This window comes from Actinotalea soli, from assembly GCF_017565425.1.
GTDB classification, from domain to species: Bacteria; Actinomycetota; Actinomycetes; order Actinomycetales; family Cellulomonadaceae; genus Actinotalea; species Actinotalea soli.
In genome coordinates this window covers 70,690-97,471 of the sequence record NZ_JAGEMK010000007.1, presented here as the reverse complement: position 1 = coordinate 97,471, position 26,782 = coordinate 70,690, and the positions used below count along the sequence as shown (strand labels likewise).

General features: G+C 72.9%; 22 protein-coding genes. 11 read left to right on the top strand and 11 right to left on the bottom strand.

The annotated features are described in order from the left end of the window. The first annotated feature begins 5 nt into the window (after window positions 1-5). Complete coding sequence (locus J4G33_RS12945) at window positions 6-2,669, top strand: MMPL family transporter (RefSeq protein WP_208056397.1); 2,664 nt, start codon at window positions 6-8, stop codon at window positions 2,667-2,669. Here the strand turns inward: J4G33_RS12945 and J4G33_RS12940 are convergent. Genes J4G33_RS12940 through J4G33_RS12915 form a run of 6 tightly spaced genes read right to left on the bottom strand, consistent with a single transcriptional unit; the run spans window position 2,656 to window position 9,040 of the window. Further along, window positions 2,656-4,188, bottom strand: coding sequence for an ATP-dependent DNA ligase (locus J4G33_RS12940; protein WP_208056396.1), 1,533 nt, complete (start codon window positions 4,186-4,188; stop codon window positions 2,656-2,658). The two genes, J4G33_RS12945 and J4G33_RS12940, sit on opposite strands and share 14 nt — an antisense overlap. Before the next feature lie 60 nt (window positions 4,189-4,248). After that, window positions 4,249-5,070, bottom strand: coding sequence for an ABC transporter ATP-binding protein (locus J4G33_RS12935; protein ID WP_208056395.1), 822 nt, complete (start codon window positions 5,068-5,070; stop codon window positions 4,249-4,251). Next, window positions 5,067-6,143: a FecCD family ABC transporter permease gene (locus J4G33_RS12930; RefSeq protein WP_208056394.1), complete on the bottom strand. Its 1,077-nt coding sequence runs from the start codon at window positions 6,141-6,143 to the stop codon at window positions 5,067-5,069. Before J4G33_RS12930 ends, J4G33_RS12935 begins: the two co-directional genes overlap by 4 nt. Next, window positions 6,115-6,906 carry a class I SAM-dependent methyltransferase gene (locus tag J4G33_RS12925; RefSeq protein WP_208056393.1) on the bottom strand — a complete coding sequence of 264 codons (792 nt, stop codon included), beginning with the start codon at window positions 6,904-6,906 and terminating at the stop codon, window positions 6,115-6,117. Before J4G33_RS12925 ends, J4G33_RS12930 begins: the two co-directional genes overlap by 29 nt. After that, window positions 6,903-7,922 (bottom strand): ABC transporter substrate-binding protein, encoded by a 1,020-nt coding sequence (locus J4G33_RS12920; protein ID WP_208056392.1) that lies wholly within the window; start codon window positions 7,920-7,922, stop codon window positions 6,903-6,905. The genes J4G33_RS12925 and J4G33_RS12920 overlap by 4 nt, the downstream gene beginning before the upstream one ends. Window positions 7,923-7,975: 53 nt before the next feature. Continuing rightward, the gene (locus J4G33_RS12915) at window positions 7,976-9,040 is read right to left on the bottom strand and encodes a LacI family DNA-binding transcriptional regulator (protein WP_372435067.1); all 1,065 of its coding nucleotides are present in this window, start codon (window positions 9,038-9,040) and stop codon (window positions 7,976-7,978) included. A 165-nt stretch (window positions 9,041-9,205) separates the two neighbouring features. Between J4G33_RS12915 and J4G33_RS12910 the strand changes: the two genes are divergently transcribed. The 8 genes from J4G33_RS12910 to J4G33_RS12875 all read left to right on the top strand — a co-directional run bounded on the left by J4G33_RS12910 (window position 9,206) and on the right by J4G33_RS12875 (window position 18,883). Further along, window positions 9,206-10,117, top strand: coding sequence for a carbohydrate ABC transporter permease (locus tag J4G33_RS12910; protein ID WP_208056391.1), 912 nt, complete (start codon window positions 9,206-9,208; stop codon window positions 10,115-10,117). A gap of 3 nt (window positions 10,118-10,120) precedes the next feature. Continuing rightward, the gene (locus J4G33_RS12905; protein ID WP_208056390.1) at window positions 10,121-11,059 is read left to right on the top strand and encodes a carbohydrate ABC transporter permease; all 939 of its coding nucleotides are present in this window, start codon (window positions 10,121-10,123) and stop codon (window positions 11,057-11,059) included. Window positions 11,060-11,195: 136 nt separating this feature from the next. Continuing rightward, window positions 11,196-12,527, top strand: a complete 1,332-nt coding sequence (locus J4G33_RS12900; protein WP_208056389.1) for an ABC transporter substrate-binding protein — start codon at window positions 11,196-11,198, stop codon at window positions 12,525-12,527. A gap of 79 nt (window positions 12,528-12,606) precedes the next feature. Further along, complete coding sequence (locus J4G33_RS12895; RefSeq protein WP_208056388.1) at window positions 12,607-14,358, top strand: glycoside hydrolase family 35 protein; 1,752 nt, start codon at window positions 12,607-12,609, stop codon at window positions 14,356-14,358. A gap of 168 nt (window positions 14,359-14,526) precedes the next feature. Next, window positions 14,527-15,498 carry a carbohydrate ABC transporter permease gene (locus J4G33_RS12890; RefSeq protein ID WP_307793892.1) on the top strand — a complete coding sequence of 324 codons (972 nt, stop codon included), beginning with the start codon at window positions 14,527-14,529 and terminating at the stop codon, window positions 15,496-15,498. Beyond that, window positions 15,495-16,346, top strand: a complete 852-nt coding sequence (locus J4G33_RS12885) for a carbohydrate ABC transporter permease (protein WP_307793891.1) — start codon at window positions 15,495-15,497, stop codon at window positions 16,344-16,346. The genes J4G33_RS12890 and J4G33_RS12885 overlap by 4 nt, the downstream gene beginning before the upstream one ends. A 79-nt stretch (window positions 16,347-16,425) precedes the next feature. Beyond that, the gene (locus tag J4G33_RS12880) at window positions 16,426-17,745 is read left to right on the top strand and encodes an ABC transporter substrate-binding protein (protein WP_208056387.1); all 1,320 of its coding nucleotides are present in this window, start codon (window positions 16,426-16,428) and stop codon (window positions 17,743-17,745) included. Between the two features lie 34 nt (window positions 17,746-17,779). Continuing rightward, on the top strand, window positions 17,780-18,883 hold the full coding sequence (locus J4G33_RS12875; protein ID WP_208056386.1) for an ABC transporter ATP-binding protein: 1,104 nt from the start codon (window positions 17,780-17,782) through the stop codon (window positions 18,881-18,883). Window positions 18,884-19,013: 130 nt separating this feature from the next. On the opposite strand, the gene J4G33_RS12870 is transcribed toward J4G33_RS12875, so the two are convergent. Continuing rightward, window positions 19,014-19,814 (bottom strand): glycerophosphodiester phosphodiesterase, encoded by an 801-nt coding sequence (locus J4G33_RS12870; protein ID WP_208056385.1) that lies wholly within the window; start codon window positions 19,812-19,814, stop codon window positions 19,014-19,016. Window positions 19,815-20,050: 236 nt separating this feature from the next. Between J4G33_RS12870 and J4G33_RS12865 the strand changes: the two genes are divergently transcribed. Next, window positions 20,051-20,473 carry an OsmC family protein gene (locus J4G33_RS12865; protein WP_208056384.1) on the top strand — a complete coding sequence of 141 codons (423 nt, stop codon included), beginning with the start codon at window positions 20,051-20,053 and terminating at the stop codon, window positions 20,471-20,473. 58 nt (window positions 20,474-20,531) lie between these two features. Next, window positions 20,532-21,617, top strand: a complete 1,086-nt coding sequence (locus J4G33_RS12860) for a GNAT family N-acetyltransferase (RefSeq protein ID WP_307793890.1) — start codon at window positions 20,532-20,534, stop codon at window positions 21,615-21,617. A 10-nt stretch (window positions 21,618-21,627) separates the two neighbouring features. On the opposite strand, the gene J4G33_RS12855 is transcribed toward J4G33_RS12860, so the two are convergent. From J4G33_RS12855 to J4G33_RS12840, 4 genes are all read right to left on the bottom strand, one after another. Continuing rightward, window positions 21,628-23,292 carry a bifunctional 3'-5' exonuclease/DNA polymerase gene (locus J4G33_RS12855; protein ID WP_208056383.1) on the bottom strand — a complete coding sequence of 555 codons (1,665 nt, stop codon included), beginning with the start codon at window positions 23,290-23,292 and terminating at the stop codon, window positions 21,628-21,630. 147 nt (window positions 23,293-23,439) lie between these two features. Then, the gene (locus J4G33_RS12850; RefSeq protein ID WP_208056382.1) at window positions 23,440-24,108 is read right to left on the bottom strand and encodes a hypothetical protein; all 669 of its coding nucleotides are present in this window, start codon (window positions 24,106-24,108) and stop codon (window positions 23,440-23,442) included. After that, window positions 24,105-24,668 (bottom strand): DUF5317 domain-containing protein, encoded by a 564-nt coding sequence (locus J4G33_RS12845; RefSeq protein WP_208056381.1) that lies wholly within the window; start codon window positions 24,666-24,668, stop codon window positions 24,105-24,107. Before J4G33_RS12845 ends, J4G33_RS12850 begins: the two co-directional genes overlap by 4 nt. A gap of 3 nt (window positions 24,669-24,671) precedes the next feature. Then, on the bottom strand, window positions 24,672-26,702 hold the full coding sequence (locus J4G33_RS12840) for a putative bifunctional diguanylate cyclase/phosphodiesterase (protein ID WP_208056380.1): 2,031 nt from the start codon (window positions 26,700-26,702) through the stop codon (window positions 24,672-24,674). Between the last annotated feature and the right edge of the window lie 80 nt (window positions 26,703-26,782).

Genomic DNA, 26,782 nt, shown 5'->3' with positions numbered 1-26,782 from the left:
TCGACATGGCTGAGATCCTGTTCCGACTCGGACGCCTCGCGGCGCGGCGTGCCCGCCTCGTGGTCGCCGCCTGGGTGGCCGTCCTCGCGCTCGCGGGGGTCGCCTTCGCCGTCGGCGGCGGCACCCTGACGACGGCCCTGACGATCCCCAACACCCCGACCGCCGAGGTGACCGAGCAGCTCGAGGAGGAGTTCCCCTCGGCAGCAGGTGGCACCGGCACCGTGGTCCTCAGCACCGAGGACGGCTCCGAGATCACCCAGGCCCAGCGCGACGAGCTGAGCCCCTGGCTCGCGGGGGTCACCGAGGTCGACGGCGTCGAGGGGGTCATCGACCCGTTCCAGACCGAGGCCGAGCGCGCCGAGCAGCAGCAGGCCCTCGAGGACGGGCTGGCTCAGATCGAGGACGGGCGCGCGCAGATCGAGCAGGGCCGCGCGCAGATCGACGACGGCGCCGCCCAGCTCGAGGACGGTCGCGCCCAGCTCGACGCCGCGCGGGCCGAGCTCGAGCAGGGGCAGGCCGCGATCGACGCCGCCCGCGAGCAGGCCGAGGCCGCCGGGGCGTTCGACCTGGCCGCACCCCAGCTCGACGCCCAGCAGGCCGAGGTCGACGCAGGGCTCGCCCAGCTCGACGCGCAGCAGACGGCCCTCGAGGCCCAGGAGGCCGAGCTCGAGGCCGGGCGCGCCGAGCTCGAGGAGCAGGCGACGATGCTCGAGGAGCAGGCCACCGAGGCCGAGCTGGGTGCCCAGCTGCTCGAGGGTGCCGCCGAGATCCGCCTCGTCTCGGAGGACGGCAGCGCCGCGATCGCCAACCTCTCGTTCTCCGAGAGCCAGTTCGAGATCACCCAGGAGACCAAGGACGAGGTCATGGAGGTGCTCGGGGACCCGCCGGTCGACGGGGTGGAGTCGAGCTTCGGCGCCGACATCGCCACGGCCACCCCCGAGATCCTCGGCGTGGGCGAGGCCGTCGGCGTCGTCGTCGCCGCGATCGTCCTGCTCGTCATGCTCGGCACCCTGATCGGTGCCGGACTGCCCATCCTCACGGCCCTCGTCGGCGTCGGCATCGGGGCCCTCGGTGCCCTGTCCCTCTCCGGCGTGGTCGAGATGGTCTCGGTGACCCCCGTGCTCGGCCTGATGCTCGGCCTGGCGGTCGGGATCGACTACTCGCTGTTCATCGTCAACCGTCACCGGCGTCAGCTCAAGCAGGGTTACGACGTCGAGGAGTCCATCGGCCTGGCCAACGGGACCTCGGGCAACGCGGTGGTCTTCGCCGGTGCGACGGTCCTCATCGCGCTGCTCGGGCTCAACATCACGGGCATCCCGTTCCTGGGCCTCATGGGCACCGTCGCCGCGTTCTGCGTGGCCGTCGCGGTGATGATCGCGGTCACCATGACCCCCGCGCTGCTCTCCCTGGTCGGGCCGCGCATCCTCAGCACGAAGGAGCGGGCAGCCCTGCACGGTGCGGCGGCCACCCCCGGTGCGGCCGCACCCTCACCGGTCGCCGCGGCGCGCCCCATGTCGACCACGAGCGCGGTCGCCCGCGTCGTGCTCGGCGCGGCCGCCCTCGTCGTGATCGCGCTGCCGGCCCTCGACCTGCGGCTCGGCCTGCCGGACGGCTCCTCGGAGCCGTCCGACTCGACCCAGTACCAGGCCTACGAGACCGTCACCGAGAAGTTCGGCGACGGTCAGAACGGCACCCTGCTCGCCGTGGCCGAGGTGGCTGACGGCGCCGGGGAGGACCTCAGCACGCAGGTCGCCATCGCCCAGCAGCTCTTCAGCCAGGACGACGTCGTCGCCGTCGCCCCGGTCGGCGCCTCGGAGGACGGCGGGCTCGTCGCCTTCCAGGTGGTCCCGGCCGAGGGACCCACGAGCGAGTCGACCGAGCAGCTCGTCACCGACCTGCGCGAGCTGGACGTCGTCGACGGGGATGCGACCTTCGGCATCGCGGGGGCCGCGAGCGGCAGCATCGACGTCTCGCAGGCCCTCGCCGACGCCCTGCCGACCTACCTCGCGGTGGTCGTGGGCCTGTCGATGGTCATCCTGATGCTCGTGTTCCGGTCGATCTACGTGCCGGTCATCGCGACCCTCGGGTTCATCCTGTCCTTCTTCGCGGCCCTCGGCGGGGTCGTGGCGATCTACCAGTGGGGCTGGTTGGGCGGCGTGTTCGGGGTGGAGTCCCCGGGCCCGGTGCTGAACTTCCTGCCGACGATCCTGGTCGGCATCCTGTTCGGGCTCGCGATGGACTACATGCTGTTCCTCGGGACAGGCATGCGCGAGGCCTACGCCCACGGCGCGCCGGCACGGCTCGCGGTCGCCCAGGGCTTCCGGGCCGGTCGGGCGGTGGTCACCGCTGCGGCGATCATCATGATCTCGGTCTTCGGCGGGTTCATCTTCGCCCACAGCGCGATGATCCGGCCGATCGGGTTCGCCCTGGCCTTCGGCGTGCTCGTCGACGCCTTCGTGGTCCGCATGCTGCTGATCCCGGCACTCATGCACCTCGCGGGGGACAAGGCCTGGTGGCTGCCGCGCTGGCTCGACCGCATCCTGCCCGACGTGGACGTCGAGGGGGCCAAGCTCGAGCGACGCCACCCGCACGTCGAGGTCGAGCACCCCGCCGCCTCGAGCGCCGGTGAGACCGCCGCGAGCCAGCCGGGGCCGGTCACCCGGGGCTGAGCCTCCGGACCGTCTCGATCGTGTCCGCCTCCTCGGCGGTCTTGTCCACGCGGTACCGCAGCACGCGGGCGAAGCGCAGGGCAAGACCGCCGGGGTACCGGCTCGAGCGTTGGACGCCGTCGATCGCGATCTCCACGACCTGCTCGGGCCGCACCGTGACGAGCCAGCCGTCGTCCTCGACCTCGAGCTCGCGGAAGCGCGCCGTCTGCCAGGCGAGGGTCTCGTCGGTCATGCCCTTGAAGGTCTTGCCCAGCATGACGAAGCCGCCCGCCGGATCACGGGCGCCCAGGTGGATGTTCGAGAGCATGCCTTGGCGGCGGCCCGAGCCGCGCTCGACCGCGAGCACCACGAGGTCGAGGGTGTGCCGGGGCTTGACCTTGACCCAGGCGGCGCCGCGCCGTCCGGCCTCGTAGGGGGCGGTCCCGTCCTTGATCACGGCTCCCTCCTGGCCTGCGGCCACCCAGCCCTCGAAGGCTGATCGGGCGAGCTCCGGCACCTCGGTCACGACCCGCTCGACCAGGAGCTCCGGGGCGACGCGGTCCAGGGCGTCGAGCCGCTCGAGCAACGGGCGGTCAAGCAGGTCCTCGCCGTCCAGGTGCAGCAGGTCGAAGAAGAAGGGGCGCAGGTCCGTGGCGGCCGCGAGCTCGGCGTCGCGGGTCGCGCTGCGGGCGGCGGTCTCCTGGAAGGGGCGCGGCCGCCCTGCGTCGTCGAGGGCGAGGGCCTCGCCGTCGAGCACCGCGGACCGGACGGGCAGAGCGCGGACCACCGCGACGATCTCGGGGACGCGGGCCGTGATGTCGTCGAGGCTGCGCGTGAAGACGTGCACCTCGTCGCCGTCGCGGTGCACCTGGATGCGGATCCCATCGAGCTTGGCGTCCACCACGGACGGCCCGTCCGGCAGGCTGGCCATCGCCTGCTCGACCTCCGCGGCCGAGGAGGCGAGCATGGGGCGCACGGGCCGGCCGACGGCGAGGGTGAAGCCGTCGAGGGCCGCGAGGGCCGCCTCGGGGTCGGCAGCCCCGAGGGCGGCGGTCGCGACCGGCTCGGTGGCCCCGGCGAGCATCGCGGCTCGGCGCACCGCGGCGGCGGGCACCCCGGCGGCCTCGGCCACCGCGTCGAGCAGCAGGGCGTCGAGGGCTCCTTGCCGGAGGTCCCCGGTCACCAGCCCGCGCAGCAGGCGTTGCTCGGGCTCTGTCGCGGCGGCAAACAGCTCGGCGGCCATCGTCGAGCGTGCGGTCGCCGAGCCGGTGCCCGCCAACCGCGACATCCTCTCGAAGAGGTCGTCGACCGCGAGCACCTCGAGGGAGGGCTCGGCCGCCGGGCCGGGCAGGGAGCCGAGGGAGCGCCACCCCAGCCCGGTGCGGCGCTGACGCAGCTCGCCCGCGAGGTACCGGGCCACGACCGGGACCTCCGCGGGGTCCGTGCGACGGAGCACCTCGACGAGCCGGGCGCGCTTGGCCAGGCGCGAGCGGGTGGTGGCGAGGTCGAGGGAGGCGGCGGCGACGTCGGCGAGCAGCACCTCGTCATCATCTACCGGTCGTGCCGGGCGCGCCTCAGGGAGGCCTGGCGGCCGCGAGCGTCACGGGGCCGGTGCGCGCATGGTGCAAGGCCTGTCGATCTGCCGACCGGCGCTCCCGAGCAGGCGCACCGCGGTGCCACCCTCGTCCGCCCACACCTCGGCCCGCACACGGAAGACCTTCTCGATGAGGTCCGGGGTGAGCATCTGCTGCGGCGGGCCCTGCCCCTCGACCCGACCCTCGCGCAGCACGACGAGAGAGTCGCAGTACCGTGCCGCGAGGCTGAGGTCGTGCAGGACGACCACCACCGTGAGTCCGGTCGCCGTGAGCAGGTCCAGGAGCTCGAACTGGTGCTGGACGTCGAGATGATTGGTGGGCTCGTCCAGGAGCAGGCCGCGGGGCTGCTGCGCGAGAACCCGTGCGACCTGCACGCGCTGGCGCTCCCCGCCCGAGAGCGTGCGCCAGGGGCGCCCCTCGAGCCCGCCCATGTCGACCCGCTCGAGGGCTTCGGCGCACACCATGGCGTCCTCGGCCGAGCCGGCGGCCCAGCGTGAGCGGTGCGGCAGCCGACCGAGCTGCACCACGTCGCGCACCGTGAGGTCGAGCTCGGTCTCGCTCGCCTGGTCCATGGTGGCCACCGCCCGCGCCAGCCGCCGCCGCGGCATGCCGGCGACCTCGACGCCGTCGAGCAGCACCCGACCGCTCGTGGGGCGCAGGGTCGCGGCGAGGCAGCGCAGCACCGTCGACTTGCCCGAGCCGTTGGGCCCGATCAGCCCCGTCACCTGACCCGGTCGCGCCTCGAGCCGGACGTCGTCGACGATGGCCCGGCCGCGCCGGAGGACTGTGAGGTGCTCGGCACGCAGGTGGACCGGTCCCGCGCTCATGTGCGCTCCTTGCGTCGGAGGATGACGAGGAACACGGGCACGCCCAGCAGGGCCGTGACGACTCCGGCGGGCACCTGGCGCGGCGCCAGGGCGATCCGGCCTGCGGTGTCCGCGAGCACGAGGAACAGGGCCCCGACGACGGCCGAGGTCGGCAGCAGGGCGCGGTGGCGGTGACCGACGAGGTACCGCGTGGCGTGGGGCACGATCAGCCCGACGAACCCGATCGCGCCGATCGAGGCCACCAGGACGGCCGTGGTCGCCGCGGCCCCGAGGAGGACGGCGAGCCGGACGGACCCGACGTCGACCCCGAGGGAGCTCGCGCTCTCGTTCCCGAAGGCCAGGCCGTCGAGATCAGGACCGAGGGCGACGAAGAGGACGAGGGCCACCCCGGTGACCACGGCGCACAGGATGACGGCGTCCCACCGGGCTGCGGCGAGCGAGCCGACCAACCAGTACGTCAGGCCGCGCGCGGCGTCGGCGTCGCCCCAGCCGAGCAGGACGAGGGAGGTCAGCGCCGTGAAGAGCTGCCCGACGACCACCCCGGTGAGCACGATCCGGTTGGCGCTCGGGTCCCGGGGCCCCATGAGGAGCAGCACGAGCCCGAAGGCGACCAGACCGCCGACCAGCGCCCCACCGGCGAGGCTGACGGACCCCGCGCCCAGACCCGTCGCCAGGACGAGGACGGCGCCGGTCGAGGCCCCCGAGGAGATGCCCAGCAGGTACGGCTCGGCCAGGGGGTTGCGGGTCACGGCCTGCAGCACGCACCCGGAGACCGCGAGCCCCGCACCCGCGACCGCAGCCAGCAGCACCCGCGGGACGCGGAGCTCCCACACGATCGAGTCGGTCAGGGGAGGGGGCGGCACGACGGGCAGACCGACGTGGGCGGCCAGCGAGCGCGCCGTCTGCTCGAGGGTCACCGCGCCCCCGCCGGCCGCGATCGCGAGGAGCGCGACCGCGACCAGCGCGAGGACGGCGAGCAGGGCGACCTGCCAGGGTGCGAGGGGTGCCGGGTGTGCCCCGAGCCTCAGCCTGCGCCCGTCGGTCTCAGGCCTGTGCGAGGAGGACGTAGTCATCCAGGTGCTGCCAGATCGGGCCTGCCTCGCTGAATCCGGCCATGCGCAGGGCCTCGAGGTGAAAGGTCAGGGACAGGTCAGGGTTGGGCGGGCGGTCGGCGAAGCGACGCTCACGCTCGGCGGCGAGGGGGGCGAAGTGCTCGTGGGCGACGAGCTCGGACCACCAGTCGTCCCAGCTCAGAGCCCCCTCGCCGTGCGCCCGTGCCTGGGTGGCCTCGTCGTCCTGACGGCTCAGCTCCTCGAAGAGCGGGCGGCCGCCGCGGAAGCGGAGGTGGTCGGCGTTCATGAGCACACCCTGCGGGGCGAGGACGTCCCGGGCGCCGCGGTAGACGCGTGTCAGGACGTCGGCCGGGAGCCAGTGCAGAGCGGTCGAGCTCAGGACGGCGTGCGGGCGCGCACCCTCCAGGGCCCCGGCCCAGCCGGGCTCCCACAGGTCCGCCTCGACGAACCTCAGGTGGGCGCCGTGGTCGCCGAGGGCCTGACGGCCGAGCTCGAGGAGCACCGGGTCGAGGTCGACGGCGATGCACGTGGCCCCGGGCAGGCGCTCGAGGACCCGCGCGCTCACCGAGCCGGGCCCGCAGGCCAGGTCCAGCACCACGGCGTCCGCGGGGGCGACCTGCTCAAGCACGTCGAGCATCATCGCGAAGCGTTCCTCGCGCCGGGTGATGTAGGCGCTCTGCTGGCGGTCCCAGGCGTCGAGGTGCGCACGGGACCATCCGAGCAGGTCTGCCGTCGCGGGAGCAGGGGTGGTGGGCGCGCTCATGCGGACTCCTCCGCGGCGAAGGTCACCAGGGCGGCCGAGAGGGTCTGCAGGGCGTCGATGCTGCGGACCGAGGGGTCCATCTCCGTCGCGGGGATCGGCACGAGCTGGTCCGCCTGCACGGCGCTCAGCAGGGAGGCGACGGGGTCCTCGCGCAGGTGGTCGGCCTTCTCCTCGGCGCTGTCCCCGGGCAGGCCTCGGGACAGGTCGGCCAGCACGACCACGCCGGGGTCGCGCTGGGCGATCTCGTCCCAGGTCGTCTCGGACCACTGGGCGTCGAGGTCGTCGAAGGCGTTGGTCGCCCCGGCGAGGTCGGTCAACGTCTGGGGGAGGCCCGTCGAGCCGGCGACGATCGGAGCACCGTTGATCGTCGAGTAGATCCAGACCACGTCGAGGGAGCCCACCTCGGAGGCGCTGGCCGTGACCTCGTCGAGGGCGGCCTGCTGCTCGGTGACGAGCTCCTCGGCGCGCTCGGGCACCCCGAAGATCGCAGCGAGGTCCCGGACCTCGGTGAAGATCCGGTCGAAGTCGGCCGGACCGACCACCAGGCTCGGGTCCTCGCAGTCGTTGGCCGACAGGTAGGCGGGAACCCCGAGGTCGAGGAGCTCGGCACGGGGGCCGACGGCGTCCGTCGCGAAGGCCGAGGCCCGCATCGAGTACACGAAGTCCGGCTCGACGCCGCGCAGCTGCTCGGCGGTCGGGTACTGGTCAGCCAGGACCGGCACGCTGGCGTAGGCCTCGGAGAGCTCCGGGGCGACGGCGTCGGTGAGGTAGCTGGTCCCGACCATGCTGTCCTCGAGACCCAGGGCGAGCAGGACCTCGGTGGCTCCCTGCTCGAGGGTGACGGCCTGGGTCGGGGCCTGGGCCACCTCGAGGTCGAGACCGCAGCTCGTGACCTCGGCAGGTGAGCCGGCCGCGGTGACGGCCTCGGCGTCGGGGGTGCTGGGGGAAGGGCTGGTGCAGGCCGTGAGGGCGAGGGCGCCGCACACCGCTGTACTAAGAATGAGAATCGATCGCATGTAGGGATCGTAGGGTACGGCGGGGGCTGCGACGGACGACAGGTCGGGGAGGGCTAGGTGCGCGGCGACGACGGTCGCGGCGGGGCCGTGCTGGACCGCACCACGAGCTCGACCGGGACGAGGGTCCGGTGGTCGGCCAGGTCCTTGCGGTCACGGACCTGCTCGAGGAGCAGGTCGACCAGGAGCTGTCCGATGAGGTGGAAGTCCTGCGCGACGGTGGTCAGCGGGGGCCAGAGGTGCTCGGCCAGCGGGATGTCGTCGAAGCCGACCACCGAGACGTCCTCCGGGACGCGCAGGCCGGCCTCGCGCAGGGCGCGGTAGAGGCCTGCGGCCATCTCGTCGTTGGCGCAGAACACCGCAGTGACCTCGGGGTCCTCGGCGAGGCTGCGTCCGAGCTCGTACCCCGAGCCGGCTGACCAGTCGCCGCGCCGGGGTGTGGGCGCCTCGCGGCCGGCGGTGACCAGGCAGTCGTGCCAGGCCGTGAGTCGCTGCTCCGCGGGTGCGGAGTCCTCGGGCCCGGCCAGGTGGTGCACGGTGCGGTGACCCAGCTCGAGCAGGTGGCTGACGGCCTGACGGGTCCCGTCGGTCTGGTCCGTCGCGATGGCGGGGTGGTGACCGACGAACCGGGAGTCCGAGACGACGACCGGCAGGCGAGGGGGGAGGGCGAGGGTCGCGGGGGTCGCGGTCTCGGCCCGGATGATGATCAGCCCGTCGATCGCCTGGTGGCTCAGCCGTGCGACCGCCTCGTCGACATCCGTGGAGGACGGGCTGCGGACGTCGATCAGGCTGACCGTGTACCCGTGGCGTCGGGCCGCCTCGACCACGGCCTCGACCGTGCGGGACTCCCCGGTCCGTGCCAGGCGGTGCGCGATCAGGCCGATGGTCTCGAAGCTGCCGTAGCGCAGGGCGCGGGCCGCGGTGTTGGGGGAGTAGCCGAGCTCGGTCATCGCGGCCTGGACCCGACGGCGGGTCTCGGGGCGGACCTTGTCCGGGTCGGTCGAGACCCTCGAGACGGTCTGCGAGGAGACCCCCGCCAGGGCGGCGACGTCGGCCATGGAGGGGCCCGACCGGCTCTTGCCGGGGGAGGGTGGGGCGGCCGTCGAAGCGCCGTCGTCCAGGGGCACCCGTGCAGCATAGCGCTCGATGTTCACGTCACCATCGCCCGCCACCTGGGGTTTGACACCCGCCCTCGGCGGTGCAAGAGTGCGCGGTGCGCAGGGTGTTTACGTAAACATCACCGTGCCGCCCCCGAGCAGGACAGCCGAGAGACGAGGGAGTTCCTCATGGCGCAGGCCGTGGCCGTCACCCCGCCGGTGGCCCCGCGACGTCGTCAGGCGCGCAGGTGGTCCGGGTGGGGCTTCGTCGGGCCGTTCATGGCGGTCTTCGCCCTGGTGTTCCTCGCGCCGATCATCTACTCGATCTGGCTCAGCGTCTTCCGCACGCAGCTCGTGGGAGGCACCACCTTCGTCGGGCTCGAGAACTACCAGCGCGCCCTCCAGGACGACCAGTTCTGGTCGGCGTTGGGCCGCGTGAGCGCCTTCCTCGTCGTGCAGGTGCCGATCATGCTCGGCATCGCGCTGCTCGTCGCCCTCGCGATCGACAGCGGGCGCCTGTACGGACGGGACTTCTTCCGCATCTCGATCTTCCTGCCCTACGCCGTCCCGGCCGTCGTCGCGACCCTCATGTGGGGGTTCATGTACGGCACGCGGTTCGGCCTGGTGGGCAACATCAACGACGCCCTCGGGGTCAGCCTGCCCAACCCCCTGTCCCCGGACCTGGTGCTCGCCGCGATCGGCAACATCGTGACCTGGGAGTTCGTCGGCTACAACATGCTGATCTTCTACGCGGCGCTGCGCACCGTCCCCACCTCCCTGTACGAGGCCGCCGAGATCGACGGCGCGGGGCAGTGGCAGGTGATCCGCGCGATCAAGATCCCGGCGATCCGCGGTGCCCTGGTCATCGCGACCATCTTCTCGATCATCGGCAGCTTCCAGCTGTTCAACGAGCCGAGCATCCTGCAGGCCCTGGCGCCGAACGCCATCACCACGTACTTCACGCCCAACCTGTACGCGTACTCGCTCTCCTTCTCGGGGCAGCAGTACAACTACTCGGCCACCGTGGCCATCATCATGGGCCTGCTCACGATGGCGATCGCCTACGTCGTCCAGCTGCGCGGCATGCGCAAGGAGGCGTGAGCCATGACCACCCAGAGCCCGACCACCCCGCGCCCGGTCCGCGGACCGCGGCTGCGCCAGGCCCGCCCCACGAGCCCGCGCCGGGGCCACCGCGGCTCGCGGCCCCGCCGCAGCCCGCTGCTCACGGTGCTCACGGGCATCGTCCTCGTCTACTCGCTCCTGCCGCTGGCCTGGTTGCTCATCAACGCGACCAAGACCCAGGGGGACCTGTTCACCTCCTTCGGGCTGTGGTTCGGGGACTCCTTCGCGCTGTTCAGCAACATCGCTGCCACCGTCAGCTACGACGACGGGATCTTCCTGCGCTGGTTCGCCAACACCGTCCTGTACGTGGTGCTCGGCGCGGGCGGGGCCACGGCCCTGGCGGTCGCCGGGGGGTACGGGCTGGCCAAGTTCGACTTCCCGGGCAAGCGCGGCGTCTTCGCCGTCGTCATCGGTGCGGTCGCCGTGCCGGGCACGGCCCTCGCGGTGCCGACCTTCCTCATGTTCAGCCAGATGGGCCTGACCAACACCCCGTGGTCGGTCATCATCCCGTCGCTGATCTCTCCCTTCGGTCTGTACCTCATGTGGACCTTCGCGGCCGAGGCGATCCCTCGCGAGCTGCTCGAGGCCGCCCGCGTCGACGGCGCGAGCGAGCTCCGGACCTTCGTCCAGATCTGCCTGCCGCTGCTGGCTCCGGGCATCGTCACGGTGCTGCTCTTCACGATGGTCGCGACGTGGAACAACTACTTCCTGCCCCTGATCATGCTCAAGAACCCTGACTGGTACCCCCTGACCCTGGGGCTCAACGCCTGGAACGCCCAGGCCGCCACGGCTGGCGGCGAGGCGATCTTCAACCTCGTGATCACCGGCTCGGTCCTGACGATCGTGCCCCTGGTGATCGCCTTCCTCTTCCTGCAGCGCTACTGGCAGTCCGGCCTCGCCGCCGGCTCCGTCAAGGAGTGACGCCCGCGCGTCGCCCCTGTTCCCCGGCCCGAGCCCCGGTCCGGACGTCCACCACCCCTGAACCCCACCCCCGACCGAGCCACCGCGGGACCGAGTCCCGCTGTCCCCGACCCACGACGACGTGAGAGGACCACTGATGACCCGCACCACCCGACGCACCGCCCGAGGTGCCGCCCTGCGCGGCACCGCCGTGGTCGGTGCCCTGGCCCTGACCCTCACCGCCTGCGGAGGCGGCTCGAGCGACACCGACCCCGAGGCCGCTGCCGAGGAGGGCGGCGAGCTGACGGTCTGGGCCTGGGACCCGACGGTCGAGCCCATCGCCGAGGCCTACATGGAGGCCAACCCGGAGGTGACGATCGACATCGTCAACGCAGGGACCGGCAACGACCAGTACACGGCCCTGCAGAACGCCATCGCGGCGGGCTCGGGCATCCCCGACCTCGCGCAGGTCGAGTACTACGCGCTGCCCCAGTTCTCGATCGGTGAGGCCCTGACCGACCTCAGCGACCTCGGCGCCGCCGAGCTGGACGGGGCCTTCACCCCGGGTCCGTGGACCGCGGTCTCGCAGGGGGAGGGCATCTACGGCCTGCCCCTCGACTCAGGCCCCATGGCCCTGTTCTACAACGCCGCGGTCTTCGACGAGCACGGCGTCGAGGTCCCGACCACGTGGGACGAGTACGTCGAGGCGGCCCGCGCGCTGAACGAGGCCGACCCGGCCGTGTCCATCACCAACGACACGGGTGACGCCGGCTTCACCACCTCGATGATCTGGCAGGCCGGCGGGACGCCGTACACGGTGGACGGCACCGACGTGACGATCGACTTCACGGACGAGGGCTCGCAGGCCTTCGCCGAGACCTGGCAGCAGCTCGTCGACGAGGAGCTGGTCGCCCCGATCAGCTCCTGGAGCGACGAGTGGTACCAGGGCCTGGGCAACGGCACGATCGCGACCCTCACCATCGGAGCGTGGATGCCCGGGAACTTCGAGTCCGGGGTTCCCGACGCCTCGGGGGACTGGCGGGTCGCCCCCATGCCGCAGTGGACCGAGGGCGAGCAGGCCACGGCTGAGAACGGCGGGTCGGCGATGTCCGTGCTCGAGGGCGGGGAGAACAACAACGCGGCCCTCGCGTACGACTTCCTCGAGTTCGCCGCGCACGGCGACGGCGTGCAGATCCGCCTCGACGGCGGTGGCTTCCCGGCCACCACGGCCGACCTGGAGTCCGAGGAGTTCCTCGAGCGCGAGTACGAGTACTTCGGCGGCCAGAAGATCAACGAGGTCCTCGCCCAGTCCGCTGCCGACGTCGTCGAGGGCTGGCAGTACCTGCCCTTCCAGGTCTACGCCAACAGCATCTTCAACGACACCGTGGGGCAGGCCTACGTCTCGGGCACGTCGCTGACCGAGGGCCTGGCCACCTGGCAGGAGGCCTCGATCACCTACGGCAACGACCAGGGCTTCACCGTCGACTGACCGTCCGGACGGGGGGGGGGGGGGGGGGGCGCCCCCCCCCCCCCCGCCCCGCGCATCGCCCCCGCCCCTGAGGAGACCCATGCCGACCTTCGAGATCGGTGAGCACGACTTCCTGCTCGACGGCGAGCCCCGCCAGGTGCTCTCCGGTGCCCTGCACTACTTCCGGGTGCACCCGGACCTGTGGGCCGACCGGATCCGCAAGGCGCGGCTCATGGGCCTCAACACGATCGAGACCTACGTGGCGTGGAACTTCCACGCCCCTGAACGCGGCGTCTTCGACACCACCGGCCCGCGGGACCTGGGCCGGTTCCTCGACCTGGTCGCCGCCGAGGGCATGCACGCGATCGTGCGGCCCGGGCCCTACATCTGTGCTGAGTGGGACAACGGTGGACTGCCCGCCTGGCTGTTCGCCGAGGAGGGTGTCGGCATCCGCCGCCACGAGCCCACCTACATGGCGGCCGTCGCCGAGTACTACGCAGCTCTCATGCCGATCGTCGCCCCGCGCCAGGTGGCCGACGGCGGACCGGTGATCCTCGTGCAGGTCGAGAACGAGTACGGCGCCTACGGCGACGACAAGGACTACCTGCGCGCCCTGGTCGACCTGACCCGCGAGCACGGCATCACCGTCCCGCTCATCACCTGCGACCAGGCGAACGACGGGATGCTCGAGCGGGGCGGCCTGCCCGAGCTGCACCGCACGGCGACCTTCGGCTCGCGCAGCCCCGAGCGCCTCGCGACCCTGCGCCGGCACCAGCCGACCGGCCCGCTGATGTGCATGGAGTACTGGAACGGCTGGTTCGACTCCTGGGGGCTGCCGCACCACGTGGCCGCCCCCGAGGCGAACGCCACCGACCTGGACGCCCTGCTCTCGACCGGCGCGTCGGTCAACCTCTACATGTTCCACGGCGGCACCAACCTGGGCCTCACCAACGGGGCGAACGACAAGGGCTGGTTCCTGCCCATCACGACCTCGTACGACTACGACGCGCCGCTCGCCGAGCACGGGGCGGTGACGCCCAAGTACCACGCGATGCGGGAGGCCCTCGGGCGGCACGCGCCGGTCCCCGAGGACCTCCCGGCGGCCTCCCCTGCGGGCCCCGTGCTCGAGGTGGCCCTCGATCGCCAGGTCCCGCTGAGCGGCCTGCTGCCCGAGCGGCTGGCAGGCTGGGACCACCTGCCCACCACCGACGAGATGGGCCAGTGGTCGGGGTTCACCGTCTACCGCACCCGTGTCGAGGCCGAGGACCGGGTCCTCACCGTCGCGGAGGTGCGGGACAGGGCCCTGGTGCTGCACGACGGCGAGGTGGTCGGCCTGCTGAGCAGGCGCGACGGGGTGCGCTCGGTCCCGCTGCCCCCGCGCGCGGGGGAGCTGACCCTGGTGCTCGAGAACGAGGGCAGGGTGAACTACGGCCCGAGGCTGGGCGAGGCCAAGGGGCTCATCGGCCCGGCGCGCACCGCGACCCGCGAGCTCACCGGGTGGCAGGCCGGGGCCTTGCCCCTCGATGCCGAGGACCTCGTGTCCCACCTCGCCGGAGCCGTCGCGGTCGACCCCGAGGCCCCCGTCCCCGGTCCGGTGCTGCGTGCCGGTTCCTTCGTCTCCCTCGCGGGGCGGGACCACTTCCTGCGGCTGGACGGGTTCACCAAGGGGCTCGTGTGGGTCAACGGGACCCTGCTGGGCCGCTACTCCGCAGCGGGGCCGACGCGCACCCTCTACGTGCCGGGGCCCGTGGTGCGGGTGCAGAACGAGCTCGTGGTCCTCGAGCTGCACGCCGCGAGCACCGGCACCGCACGCTTCGTCGAGGCCCCTGACCTCGGCCCCGTCGACGTCTGACCCCACCCTCTCGTGTCAGAACCTCGGATACCCCTGGGTATCCGAGGTTCTGACACGAGAGCGGGGTGGGGGCCGGAGAGGGTGGAGGACGCGATTTCACCCGTGGTTCACCTGGGCTGCTGATCTTGTTGGGTGCGGGCTCACCTGACGCCTGCAGAGTCACTCCACGTGACCGCAGACGCCAGGACCGAGGACCGCCCCGTGGCGGCCCTGACCGCCCCACCACCCGGCTCGGGGGCTCGGGTGGTGACCACCCGCGGGCAGCGCTACCGCCGCCGCGAGGTGCTCCTGGCCCTCGCCTTCCTCTTCCCGAACCTCGTGCTGCTGGGCGTGTTCACCTACCGCCCGCTGCTCGACAACTTCCGGCTGTCCTTCACGAGCTGGAACATCGCCTCGCCGACCGCCCAGTACATCGGCTTCGACAACTACGTCGAGTGGTTCACCAGCTCGAGCAGCCAGACGGTGCTGTGGAACACGGTGGTCTTCACGGGGGCCGCGGTGGTCGGCTCGATGGTCCTGGGCCTCGCGCTCGCCCTGCTCCTCGACCAGAAGCTCGTCGGGCGCAACGCGGTGCGGTCCCTGGTCTTCGCCCCCTTCGTGCTCGCGGGGGCCGCCGTCGGGGTCGCCTTCCAGTTCGTCTTCGACCCGACCTTCGGCCTCGTCCAGGACGTCCTCGGTCGCCTGGGGATCGACGCCCCGTCCTTCTACCAGGACCCCCGGTGGGCGCTGTTCATGGTGACCACCACCTACGTGTGGAAGAACCTGGGCTACACCTTCGTCATCTACCTCGCGGCCCTCCAGGGGCGCCGGGCCGAGCTCGACGAGGCCGCCGAGATCGACGCGGCCTCGACCTGGACCAAGTTCCGCCGCGTCACCTGGCCCCAGCTGCGTCCCGCGACCTTCTTCCTGCTCATCACGGTGCTGCTCAACAGCTTCCAGGTCTTCGACGTGATCCACACGATGACCCGGGGCGGACCGCTCGGCGACGGGACGACGACGATGGTCTACCAGATCTACCAGGAGACCTTCGTGAACCTTCGCGCGGGCTATGGCGCGACCGTCGCCTCGATCATGTTCGTGGCCCTCCTGCTCATCACCCTGGCCCAGGTCTTCCTCATGGAGCGGGGGCGCCAGAAGTGACCGCCACCCTCGCCCCGCACGAGCGCTCCGGTGCCCTGCGCGCCGCCGGCGGGTACCTCGGCATGCTGATCGTCATCCTGGTCGTGGCGCTGCCGCTCTACTGGATCCTCGCCGCGGCCCTCAAGGAGCGGCCCGACATCTACACCGTCCCGGTGACCTGGCTGCCCGACCCGGTGACCGCCGAGAACTTCAGCACCGTGCGCACCGGTGTCGACTTCCTCGACTACCTGCGCAACTCGATCATCATCACCGTCATGCTCACCGCGGTGCAGGTGGTGCTCGGGGTGCTGTCGGCCTACGCGCTGGCCTTCCTGCGGTTCCCCGGACGCGGGGTCGTGCTGATGTTCATCATCGCGGCCCTCATGGTGCCCAGCCAGATCACGATGATCAGCAACTACGCCCTGGTCTCCAGCCTCGGCTGGCGCAACAGCTTCACCGGGATCATCGTGCCGCTCGCCGGCGTGGCCTTCGGCACCTTCCTGATGCGCAACCACTTCCTCTCCCTGCCGAGCGAGGTGCTCGAGGCCGCCGAGATGGACGCCGCCGGCCCCATCCGCACGCTCGTCCGCGTGGTGCTGCCGATGTCCTGGCCGACCCTGATCGCCTTCACCTTGATCACCGTGGTCAACGAGTGGAACCAGTACCTGTGGCCGCTGCTCATCGCCGACGACTCGTCGGTGGCCCCGCTGCCGGTGGGGCTGACCCAGCTGCAGGACGCCGAGGGCCTGACCAACTGGGGCCCCGTCATGGCCGGGACGGTGCTGACCATGGTGCCGATCCTCGTGGTCTTCCTCCTCCTCCAGCGCCACATGATCAAGGGCCTCACGGCCGGTGCGGTCAAGGGATGACCCCGGCGGCGACGCCCCCGAACCGACGTTCCCCCATCTGTCCCACCCATGCACGACCACGACACAGGAGCACACTCGCATGAACGCACTGAACCGCCGGACCGCCTCGCGGCTCGTCGTCGGAGGCCTCGCCCTGACGCTGCTCGCCGCCTGCGCGGGGACCGGGTCGGTCGACACCGACGAGGCCCCCGCGGCGGGAACCACGGCCGACGCGAACGAGGTCGAGTCCCTGACCTTCTGGTCCAACCACCCGGGCGGGTCCAAGGAGGTCGAGGAGGAGCTCATCGCGGCCTACGAGGCCGAGCACGGGATCGAGGTCAACCTGGTCAGCGCGGGCGCCGACTACGAGGAGGTCGCCCAGCGGCTCAACGCCGCGCTGGCCGGCGGGGACCTGCCCGACGTCGTCATCGTCTCCGACGTGACCTGGTTCAACTTCGCGCTGACCGACGCCCTCGCCCCGATGGACGAGCTGTGGGAGACCGTCGGCGTGGACTCGGAGGGCTACGTGGACTCGCTCCGCGAGGACTACGCCTTCGACGACGCCCACTACGCCCTGCCGTACTCGCGGTCGACGCCGCTCTTCTACTACAACAAGGACATGTGGGAGGCCGCTGGCCTGCCCGACCGCGGTCCTGAGACCTGGGACGAGTTCGCCGAGTGGGGCGCCGACCTCCAGGAGGCGAACCCCGACGTCGCGCCGCTCGTGGCACCGGACGGCAGCGCCTACCTCGACTGGCTCTTCCAGGGCATGATCTGGACCTTCGGCGGGGCGTACTCGGACGAGTGGGAGCCCACCTTCACCACCGACGGGTCGATCGCCGCCGGAGAGTTCCTGCAGGACCAGGTCGAGACCGGCAACCTCGCCATCTCGAACGACCCGAACAACCAGTTCGGTGCTGGCCAGGCGGCCTCCCTCCTCGCGTCCACGGGCAGCCTCGGCGGCCTCACCGAGACCACGGAGTTCGAGTTCGGCACGGCCTTCCTCCCGGGCCCGCAGCCGGGTGTCACCACGGGTGGCGCCGGGCTGGGTATCCCGGCAGGCATCGACCGGGCGCGCCAGGAGGCCGCCATGGAGTTCATCGCGTTCTTCACCAACACCGAGAACACCGTCACCTTCACCCAGGCCACGGGCTACATGCCCGTGCAGAAGGCCGCCCTCGAGACGGAGGAGACGCTCGCCTTCCTGGAGGAGAACCCCAACGCCCGGACGGCCCTCGAGCAGCTCGAGCTGACCTCCCCGCAGGACTACGCCCGCGTCTTCGTCCCCGGTGGCGGCGCGCGCATCGGTGCGGCCCTGGACCGGATCACCACCGGTGGCGAGGACGTCGAGACGGTGTTCACCGAGCTCGACGAGGAGACCCGCACGGTCGTCGAGCGGGACATCGAGCCCCAGCTGTGATCGAGCCGGCCCGTCGCGGAGGAGAGGGAGTGACATGGCCACGGTGACCTTCGAGGGAGCCTCCCGGACCTACCCCCAGAGCACGCGCCCCGCGGTGGACCGGCTCGAGCTCGAGGTCCACGACGGCGAGCTCCTCGTCGTCGTGGGCCCCTCGGGCTGCGGGAAGTCCACGAGCCTGCGGATGCTCGCCGGGCTCGAGCCTGTGACCGGCGGACGGGTCCTGATCGACGGGGCTGACGTGACCACGCGTCGGGCCCGGGACCGGGACGTCGCCATGGTGTTCCAGAGCTACGCCCTCTACCCCAACATGACGGCGGGGGAGAACATGGGCTTCGCCCTGCGCAACGTGGGGGTCTCCAAGGCCGAGACCAGGGCGCGCGTGGCGGAGGCGGCGCGGATCCTGCAGCTCGAGGACCTGCTCGACCGACGTCCCTCGCGGATGTCCGGCGGGCAGCGGCAGCGGGTGGCCATGGGACGCGCGATCGTGCGCAACCCCAAGGTCTTCTGCATGGACGAGCCGCTGTCCAACCTCGACGCCAAGCTGCGCGTCTCGACCCGGGCCGAGATCGCGGGCCTGCAGCGCCGCCTCGGCACGACCACGGTCTACGTCACCCACGACCAGACCGAGGCGATGACGATGGGGGACCGGGTGTGCGTTCTCCTCGACGGGGAGCTGCAGCAGGTCGGCAGCCCCACCGAGCTGTACGAGCGGCCACGGAACACCTTCGTGGCCGGGTTCATCGGCTCGCCGGCGATCAACCTCGTGGACGCCGTCCCGGTCCGTGAGGGACGAGCCGTCGTGAGCGACTCCCTCGAGCTGATGGTCGCGGCCCAGGGGCCCGGTCCCTCGGAGGTCACCGTGGGCATCCGTCCCGAGGGGCTCGAGGTCGTCGCCGACGGCGAACCGCCTCGGGCAGGTGACCTCGCCGCCAGGGTGACCCGGATCGAGCGGATGGGGTCGGAGACCTTCGTCTTCGCCGACCCCACCAACCTCACCCCGGGGGTCAGCGTCCGCGCCGGGCACCTCGTGGTGCGGGTGGGCAAGCGTCAGGTCGTGACCGAGGGGCAGCCGCTCGTGCTGCGGACGCACCTCGACGAGGTGCTGCTCTTCGGGCCGGACGGCGACGCCCTGCGCTGAACCGTCGGGCGCGCAGGGCTCGGCATGACGGACGCCGGGACCCACGGAGAGCTGCGCACGAGACGAAGGGCCCGTCCGGTGATCGTCACCGGACGGGCCCTTCGGCGTGGGTGAGGCAGGAGGCTGCCGGTCAGACCTCGACGAGGGAGCCGGCGGGCTGCGCGGCGTCGTCGGCGGCGCTGGTCCGCGCGGGGCCCTGGGCGGCGCCTCGCGCGGCCCGCCAGTCCGTGCCGTCCACGACCGAGCGCAGCAGCGGCAGGTCGTCGGACATGATCGCGTCGAGCCCCATGCCCAGCATCCGCTCGATGTCGTGCCGGGCGTTCGGGGTCCAGCACGAGACGCCGATACCCAGCCCGTGCAGGGCGTCGACCAGGATCGGGGCGAGGGTCGAGTGCTCCGGGTTGTACAGCTCCGGGCGCAGCAGCCCGAGGACGCGCACGTCCGGCGGGGCCAGGCCCACGGCGTTGTAGAAGATGCGCGCCCCGGGGGTCGTGTGGCGCACCTGCCACAGACCACCGAGCTCCCCGCAGAACCCTGTCTGCTCACTCATGCCGACGCCCTGCACCAGGAGGGCGGCCGCTGCCGCGACCTCGGGGGTCTTCTGGTCGATGACCAGCGGGACCCCCGTGCTGCGCGAGAGATCGAGGGCGTCCACCAGGAGCGGGACGCGGCGGTCCTCGGCGCCCAGGGACCGCACGGCCGCGGTGTCGACAGCGGCCACGGGGCGGGGGTCGTCCCACAAGCGGCTGAACGTCGCGTCGTGGTGGACCACCACGGCCCCGTCGGCAGCGAGCTGGACGTCGATCTCGACCATGTCCGCCCCGCCCAGCATCGCGGCCTCGATCGCGGGCAGGGTGTTCTCGACGTGGTGGCGGTGGTCCCCGCGGTGCGAGATGACCAGGGGTGGGGCGGACGGGTCGTACCAGGACACGGGTTCTCCTCATGTGACAGGTGCCTCGGGCCCCGGCTCGTGCCGTCGGCCCACGGAGCCCCGACGCTGCCAGGGCGGGCTGAACGGTCCTGGCCCGGCAGGTGAACACGGACCGACGGCCGCGCGGCCGCACCTCGACGAGCCGGGGGCTGCGGGGTCCGGAGCGGGGGCGATGGCGGGACGCAGCAGCGGGGGGCGGCCGTGACCCAGGGGCTGCCGGGTGCGAGGATCACCGCATGAGCACCTCCACGCACCGTCATGTCGAGCTCGAGCGGGTCGAGACAGGCACCTACCGCGCGACCAACGAGCGGGGCGGGACCCTGCAGATGGGCACCGGCTCGACGTCCGAGTTCACCCCCGTCGAGCTGCTCCTCGCGGCGATCGCGGGCTGCTCGGCGGTCGACGTCGACGCCCTGACGAGCCGCCGCGCCGAGCCCACCACCTTCCGGGCCACGGTCGGGGCCGAGAAGGTCCGCGACGACTCGGGGAACATCCTGAGGGACATCGAGCTCACCTTCACGATCGCCTTCCCCGAGGGTGCGGACGGGGACTCGGCCCGCGCCGCCCTGCCCCGGGCGCTGCAGGTCTCCCACGACCGAGCGTGCACCGTCTCTCGGACGGTCGAGGCGGGGGTCCCGGTGACGGTGCGCACCGTCTGAGCCCCTCGTCGCCCGGACGAGGTCGTCCCGCAGGCCCCGGGTGCGAGAGAATCCCTCGGTGAGCTCACTGACCGGCCGCCCTGCCAGCCCCGCCAGCACGAGGACCGACCACGGTCGCCCACCGACGCTCCCCGGGTGGTCGGCCGTCGTGCCCTCGACGGCCGAGGTGCCCGGGCTGACCGCCCTGCTGCGCCGCCACGAGCTCGCTGCCCGTGGACGCGCCGCCGCGACCGAGCGCGACGTCGAGACGTCGGTCGCCGGAGAGCGCTCCGACCTGCGTGAGCACCTCGTCCTGCGGGACGAGGCGGGGGTGCCGCGTGCCTGGGCCACGGTGCACGACCGCGCGGCGGCCCGCGTGGTGATCTCCGTGGTCGTGGACCCCGACCTCGAGCGCGCGGTCGCTGACCCGATCGCTGCGGACCTCTTCGCGTGGGCCGCGACGGCAGCCAGCGACCTCGCGCGCGGCCGCGGGGTCGTCGAGACGCAGATGGACAGCGGGTCCTTCGAGCAGGACGAGCGCCAGCAGGCATGGCTCGAGGCGGCGGGCTACGCCCTGACGCGGACCTGGTTCCAGATGAGCCGCCCGGTCACCGCCGAGGACCCCGCCCCCGCAGCGGCCGTCGAACCGGGCACGGGCCTGGCCGTCCGGAGCGTGCGGCGCGGCGAGGACGGGATGCCCGAGCAGACCGACCTCCGCACCGTGCACGACGTGCTCGAGGAGGCCTTCACCGACCACTTCAACTACCACCCCGAGACCTTCGACCAGTTCGTGACCCGGCTCCGCGAGGACCCCGGCCACCGGTGGGACCACTGGTGGATCGCCGAGATCACCGACGACGAGGGGGACACGGGCCCCCGACCGGCCGGTGCCCTCGTCGGCTCGGTCGCCCTGGGCGACGGCACGGGGTCCGAGGGCAGCTACGTCGAGTACCTCGGGGTGCTGCGCTCGGCCCGGGGGCGTGGTGCTGCCAAGGCCCTGCTGGCCACGGTGATCGCCGACGCGGCCGAGCGCGGACGCGACCGGGTGGGCCTCGAGGTCGACGCCGACTCGCCGACCGGCGCGGTCGACCTCTACCGGTCCACGGGGTTCGTCACCTCCTACGTGACGCAGTCCTGGCACCGGGACCTGCCCGTCACTCCCTGACGGACAGGCCTCAGCCCGCCTCGTCGTAGGCGTCGACCACGGACACGTCGAGGGTGAACTCGACGGCGCTGGACCCGAACAGCAGCCGTCCGGCCTCGGCGGCAGCCTCGCGCACGGCGTCGGCGACCAGGGCTGCGGCCCCGGTCGGGGTGTGCACCATGACCTCGTCGTGCAGGAAGAACACCAGGTGCGGCCTCCCCTCGATCTCGCGGAGCCGGCGCCGCAGCGCCGCCATCCAGCACAGGGCCCACTCGGCGGCGGTGCCCTGGACCACGAAGTTGCGGGTGAACCGTCCCCAGTCGCGGCGGTGTCGTCGGGCGTCCCTGACGGCGTCGGCCTCGGCGTCCTCGCTCACCGCGGCCTGCACGGCGGCGCCCCAGACCGGTCCGGGCGCGGGGGAGGAGCGGCCCAGCCAGGTCGAGACGACGGCGCCGCGCTCGCCGTCCCGGGCGGCCGCCTCGACCAGCTCGACGGCGCGAGGGTAGGCGCGGGCCAGCTGCGGCATCAGCACCGCGCTCGGCCCCGTGGTGGCGCCGTAGATGGCTCCGAGCATCGCGTACTTGGCCTGCTCGCGGGTGTGCACGATCCCCGCGTCCACGACCCCCTGGTACAGGTCGGCCTCGCGCCCCGCGGCGGCCATCGCGCGGTCGCCTGACATCGCCGCGAGGACCCGGGGCTCGAGCTGGGCGGCGTCGGCGACCACGAGCTTCCAGCCCGGGTCGGCACGGACCGCCGCACGGATGCTCGCCGGGAGCTGGAGGGCCCCGCCTCCGCTCGTCGCCCACCGCCCCGTGACCACCCCGCCCGGGACGTAGTCCGGGCGGTAGCGGCCGTGGCGGACCCATGCCTCCATCCAGGTCCAGCCGTTCGCGCTGAGCAGTCGGGCCAGCTTCTTGTACTCGAGCAGCGGACCGACGGCCGGGTGCACGAGTGCGCGGATCTCGTGGGTGCGGGTCGAGGCGACGTCGAGGCCTGCCGACCGCAGTCCGCGGAGCAGGTCGGGCTGGGAGTCCAGGTTGAGGGCCGGCTGGTCCAGAGCCGCGCGGACCTGCTCGGCCAGGGCCGCCAGCCGGGGTGGGCGGCCGCCGTGGCGTGGGCGCTCACCCAGCAGTCGGGTCAGCAGCTCGTCGTGGACCTCGGTGCTCCAGGGCATCCCGTCGTGCCGCATCTCGGCGGCGATCAGCGCACCGGTGGACTCCGCGGCGAGCAGCAGGCGCAGTCGGCCCGGTGCGGTCGAGCCGGCCACCGCGGCGAGCTGGAGCCGCAGCTCGGTGAGCGGGTCGAGCTCGGTGACCTCGCCCGAGGACGGCGCGTCGTCGAACAGCGTCGCGGCCTGCGCGTGCTGCCCGTCGGGTCGAGGTCCGTCCCAGGGCCCCGGGGCCGCCCGCGCCAGGGCCGAGTCCTGGCAGCGGGCGCTGCGTCGCAGCACGGCGTGGCACAGACGCAGGTCGTGGCACCGGGCCACCTGGACCCCCGCGGCGAGCAGCGGTGGGTACCGGCGGGCGGTGTCGTCCCACACCCACCGCGGACGCTGGGCCTCGCGTGCAGCGACGAGGCCGGGCAGCTCGGCTGCGGTCACGCCCACCGAGGCGACGAGCTCACCGGCGTCGGTGACCTCGTGCACGACGACGGCGCCGGGCCGCGTCGGGTCGTCGACGAGCACCAGGTAGGTCACGCCCCATTGTCGCGGCGACCACCGACGGCCGGTGCCGCACCCCGGCGTCGACCTCGGTCCCGGTGGGGTGGCCGCGTGACGTCTCGGCTACCCCGACCCTCGCCGAGGGGGCCGAGAGCCTGGCCCCCGTGCTGGTCAGCACCCGGGTCACCAGGACGAGCGGCGCGCCGACCAGGGGCCCTGGCCGCGCGAACGGGTGACCGGCGCGAGGGCCGGGGCCAGGACCACGAGGGCTGCCGAGGCCAGCACGTGCCAGACCGCGTGCCCCTGGATCACGCTCTCCGGGACGCACAGCGGCCCTCCCGCGCGCGAGAGGGTGCCGATGACCGCCCCCACGGCCAGCAGCCCCACGGTCCAGGCGATCCGGGTCCGCGACGCAGGGTCCCGGGCGGCGCGCCACACGGTGAGCGCCACCGCGAGGACGGCGATCCCTGCCTGGGCGAGGTCCGCGATCCGCGGGGCGAGAAGGATGAGGGGGACCAGGGCGACCGTCGGGCCGGCCCACCACCACCACGAGCGCGACCGCCGCCGCAGGGCTGCCGCGGAGTCGGCCGCGACGAAGGCGAGGGTCGCCACCAGCGGGAGGTCGTGGGCGAGGTCGGCGTAGGCGGGGTCGGGGCCGTGGGCGATCACCGACCCGACCCCCACGCCCGCGACGAGCAGCGCGTACCCGGACCGGCCGCGCGTCGTCAGGACGATCACCAGGGCGGCCACGACGAAGGCCAGGCTCGTGACGGCGGCGACCGGCTCGGCGAGCAGGCCCGGGGCGAGGGGCTCGCAGCCGGGGCCCGGGGCGTCGAGCGGGATCGTGGTCATCCCGCCGTCACCTCGCCCGACCGGGGTCCCGGTGGTGCGGCCGGTCGACCGAGCCGACGGGTGCTGCTCCACGTGGCGAGGACCACGCCGAGCAGGACCAGGACGTCCCCCACGCTGGCGGTGTTGGCCAGGGGCAGGGGAGCGGGCCAGGCGACGACGTCACCGAGCCAGGGTAGGCGCGGGTCGTCGAGGACCGCCGTGTTGGAGAAGCCTTCGCGGGTGGCGCGGCCCGCGGCGGCGGCGGCCTCGGGCGATGCCGGCAGCACCCCGCCGTTGACCGCGATGCCGAGGGCGTTCGAGGCCGTCCCGAGCCCGACGAGCAGCACCCCGGGGATCTGCCGGTTGGTCCACAGGAACACCAGGGCCAGGCCGTAGGTCGCGACGTGCAGCCCTGCGACGAGGCCGCGGGGCAGGGGCGCCGTGAGGGCCACGCTCTGCACGAGCAGGGCGACCCAGACGAGCCATGGCCGGCGCCAACGGTGCAGCACCAGCCCCGCCGGCCACCGCCCGACGAGCAGCGGGGAGAGGACCGCGACCAGGCACGCGACGGCGAGGAGCACCGGTCAGCGTGGACCGGTCGGCGTCGGCAGGGCGACCTGGCGCTCGGCGTCGAGACGCTCGAGGATCGCCACGGGACTCGTGGGACGGCCCAGGTGGAAGCCCTGGCCGATGCAGCACCCCAGGGCGTGCAGCGAGACTGCGGTCTCCTCCTCCTCGATGCCCTCGGCGATCACCCGGAGGCCCAGGTCACGGGCGAGGGCGATGGTCGAGCGCACGATGATGTAGTCGTGGCTGACCCGGCCCATGTCGCTCACGAAGGACCTGTCGATCTTGAGCTCGTCGACCTCGAGGCGCTTGAGGTAGCTGAGCGAGGCGTGGCCCGTCCCGTAGTCGTCGACGGCGATGGCGACACCGAGGGCCCGCAGCGAGGCGATGACGGCGTCGACCCGGGCCGGGTCGGAGAGGATGCCCGTCTCGGTGACCTCGAGGACGAGGGAGGGGGCCGGGACGTCGTGGCGCAGCAGCGCCTCGGTGACCTGACGGGGGAGGGCCAGGTCGGAGAGGTGCCGGGCCGAGAGGTTGACCGCGAGACGGACGTCGTGACCCGCCGCGCGCCAGCGGGCGAGCTCGGCGAGGGCGGCGTCGAGCACGTGGAAGGTGAGCGCGGCGATGAGCCCGGAGTTCTCGGCCAGGGGGATGAAGTCGTCGGGGGAGACCGGTCCGCGGGTCGGGTGCTGCCAGCGGATGAGGGCCTCGACCCCCACGACGGTGCGTGAGGCCAGGTCGACCTGGGGCTGGTACTGCACCCCCAGCTCACCGGTCTCGATCGCGGTGCGCAGGTCGGCGAGGAGCTGGAGGCGTTCGACGGTGTTGACGTCGAACTCGCTCGAGTAGGTGACGATCCGGTCGCGGTCGACCTTCGCCTGGTAGAGCGCGATGTCGGCGTTCTTCATGAGGGTCTCGGCGTCGGCCCCGTGCTCGGGGGCGACGGCCACGCCGGCGCTCGCGCGGACGAGCAGCTCGAGCTCACCCACCCGCATCGGGGCCTCGAGCGAGGCCAGCAGGGCGCGGGCTGTGCGCTGGGTCTCCTCGAGACCGCCGGCGACGACGACGGCGAACTCGTCCCCGCCGAGGCGGTGCGCCGCGGTCGGGTCCTCGAGGGAGGACACGAGCCGGGCGGCGACCTGGCGGAGCAGCTGGTCGCCCACCGGGTGGCCGAGGGTGTCGTTGATGTCCTTGAAGTGGTCGAGGTCCACCAGGACGAGCCCGGGGGCGGCCGAGGGCGTCCGGCCGCTGAGCTCCTGGAGCCGGTCGAGCTCGCGGTACAGGCGGTCACGGTTGCCGAGCGCGGTGAGGGAGTCGTGCGTGGCCTGGTGGGTGCTCCGCACGGCTGAGGCTGCGGTCAGGTACACGGCGACGACAGGCCCGGCGAGGAGGGCGAGCACCCCGGCCCCGTCCTGCGCGACGAGGGCGGCGACAGCGCCGATCGAGAGCAGCACCATGTGGGTGGCGGTGACGGACCACCCGTCCTCTCGGATGATGGCGCCCACGGGGCGTCGGGTCGCGAGAGAGACGACGCCGGCGACGAGCACGCGGTTGACCACGACCATCACGACACCTGCCGTGAGGAGGGCGCCGAGGTGGTCGACGTCGACCCGAGCAGGCCCTCCGAAGAAGGGGACGTCGGTCATGCCGGCGTAGACGGCTCTGCCGACGACCACGCTCACGGCGTACTGGGCGGTGTTGAAGGCCGACTTGCGCAGCGGGCGGCGGTTGACCAGGTCGTCGATGAGGCTGGCGACGGCCTGGACAGCGACCGCGACGGCGACGCCGCCGAAGGCCATGAGCGCGAGGACGAACGGCGTCGAGGTGGAGATCGTCTCCGCCGGGACCTCGTTGCGGGAGACGGGGAGCGAGCGGGTCTCCCCGATGACTGCGGCGACGGCGAGGAAGGCGATCGGGGCGGCCGCCGCGCTGGTGAGCGAGGGCCACGAGCCGCCGACGAAGGACGCGGTGAGAGCGACGGCACCGAACGCGCCGACGAGGGCGACGTAGACGTTGAGGAGCGCGGACGGGACGGCGGCGCCAGCCACCTTCCCGTCCGCGCTCCGCGGCTGCACATCTACCACTTGTGCCCTGCGCCGACGAGCGCCGCGGCGGCCACCAGGGTGGC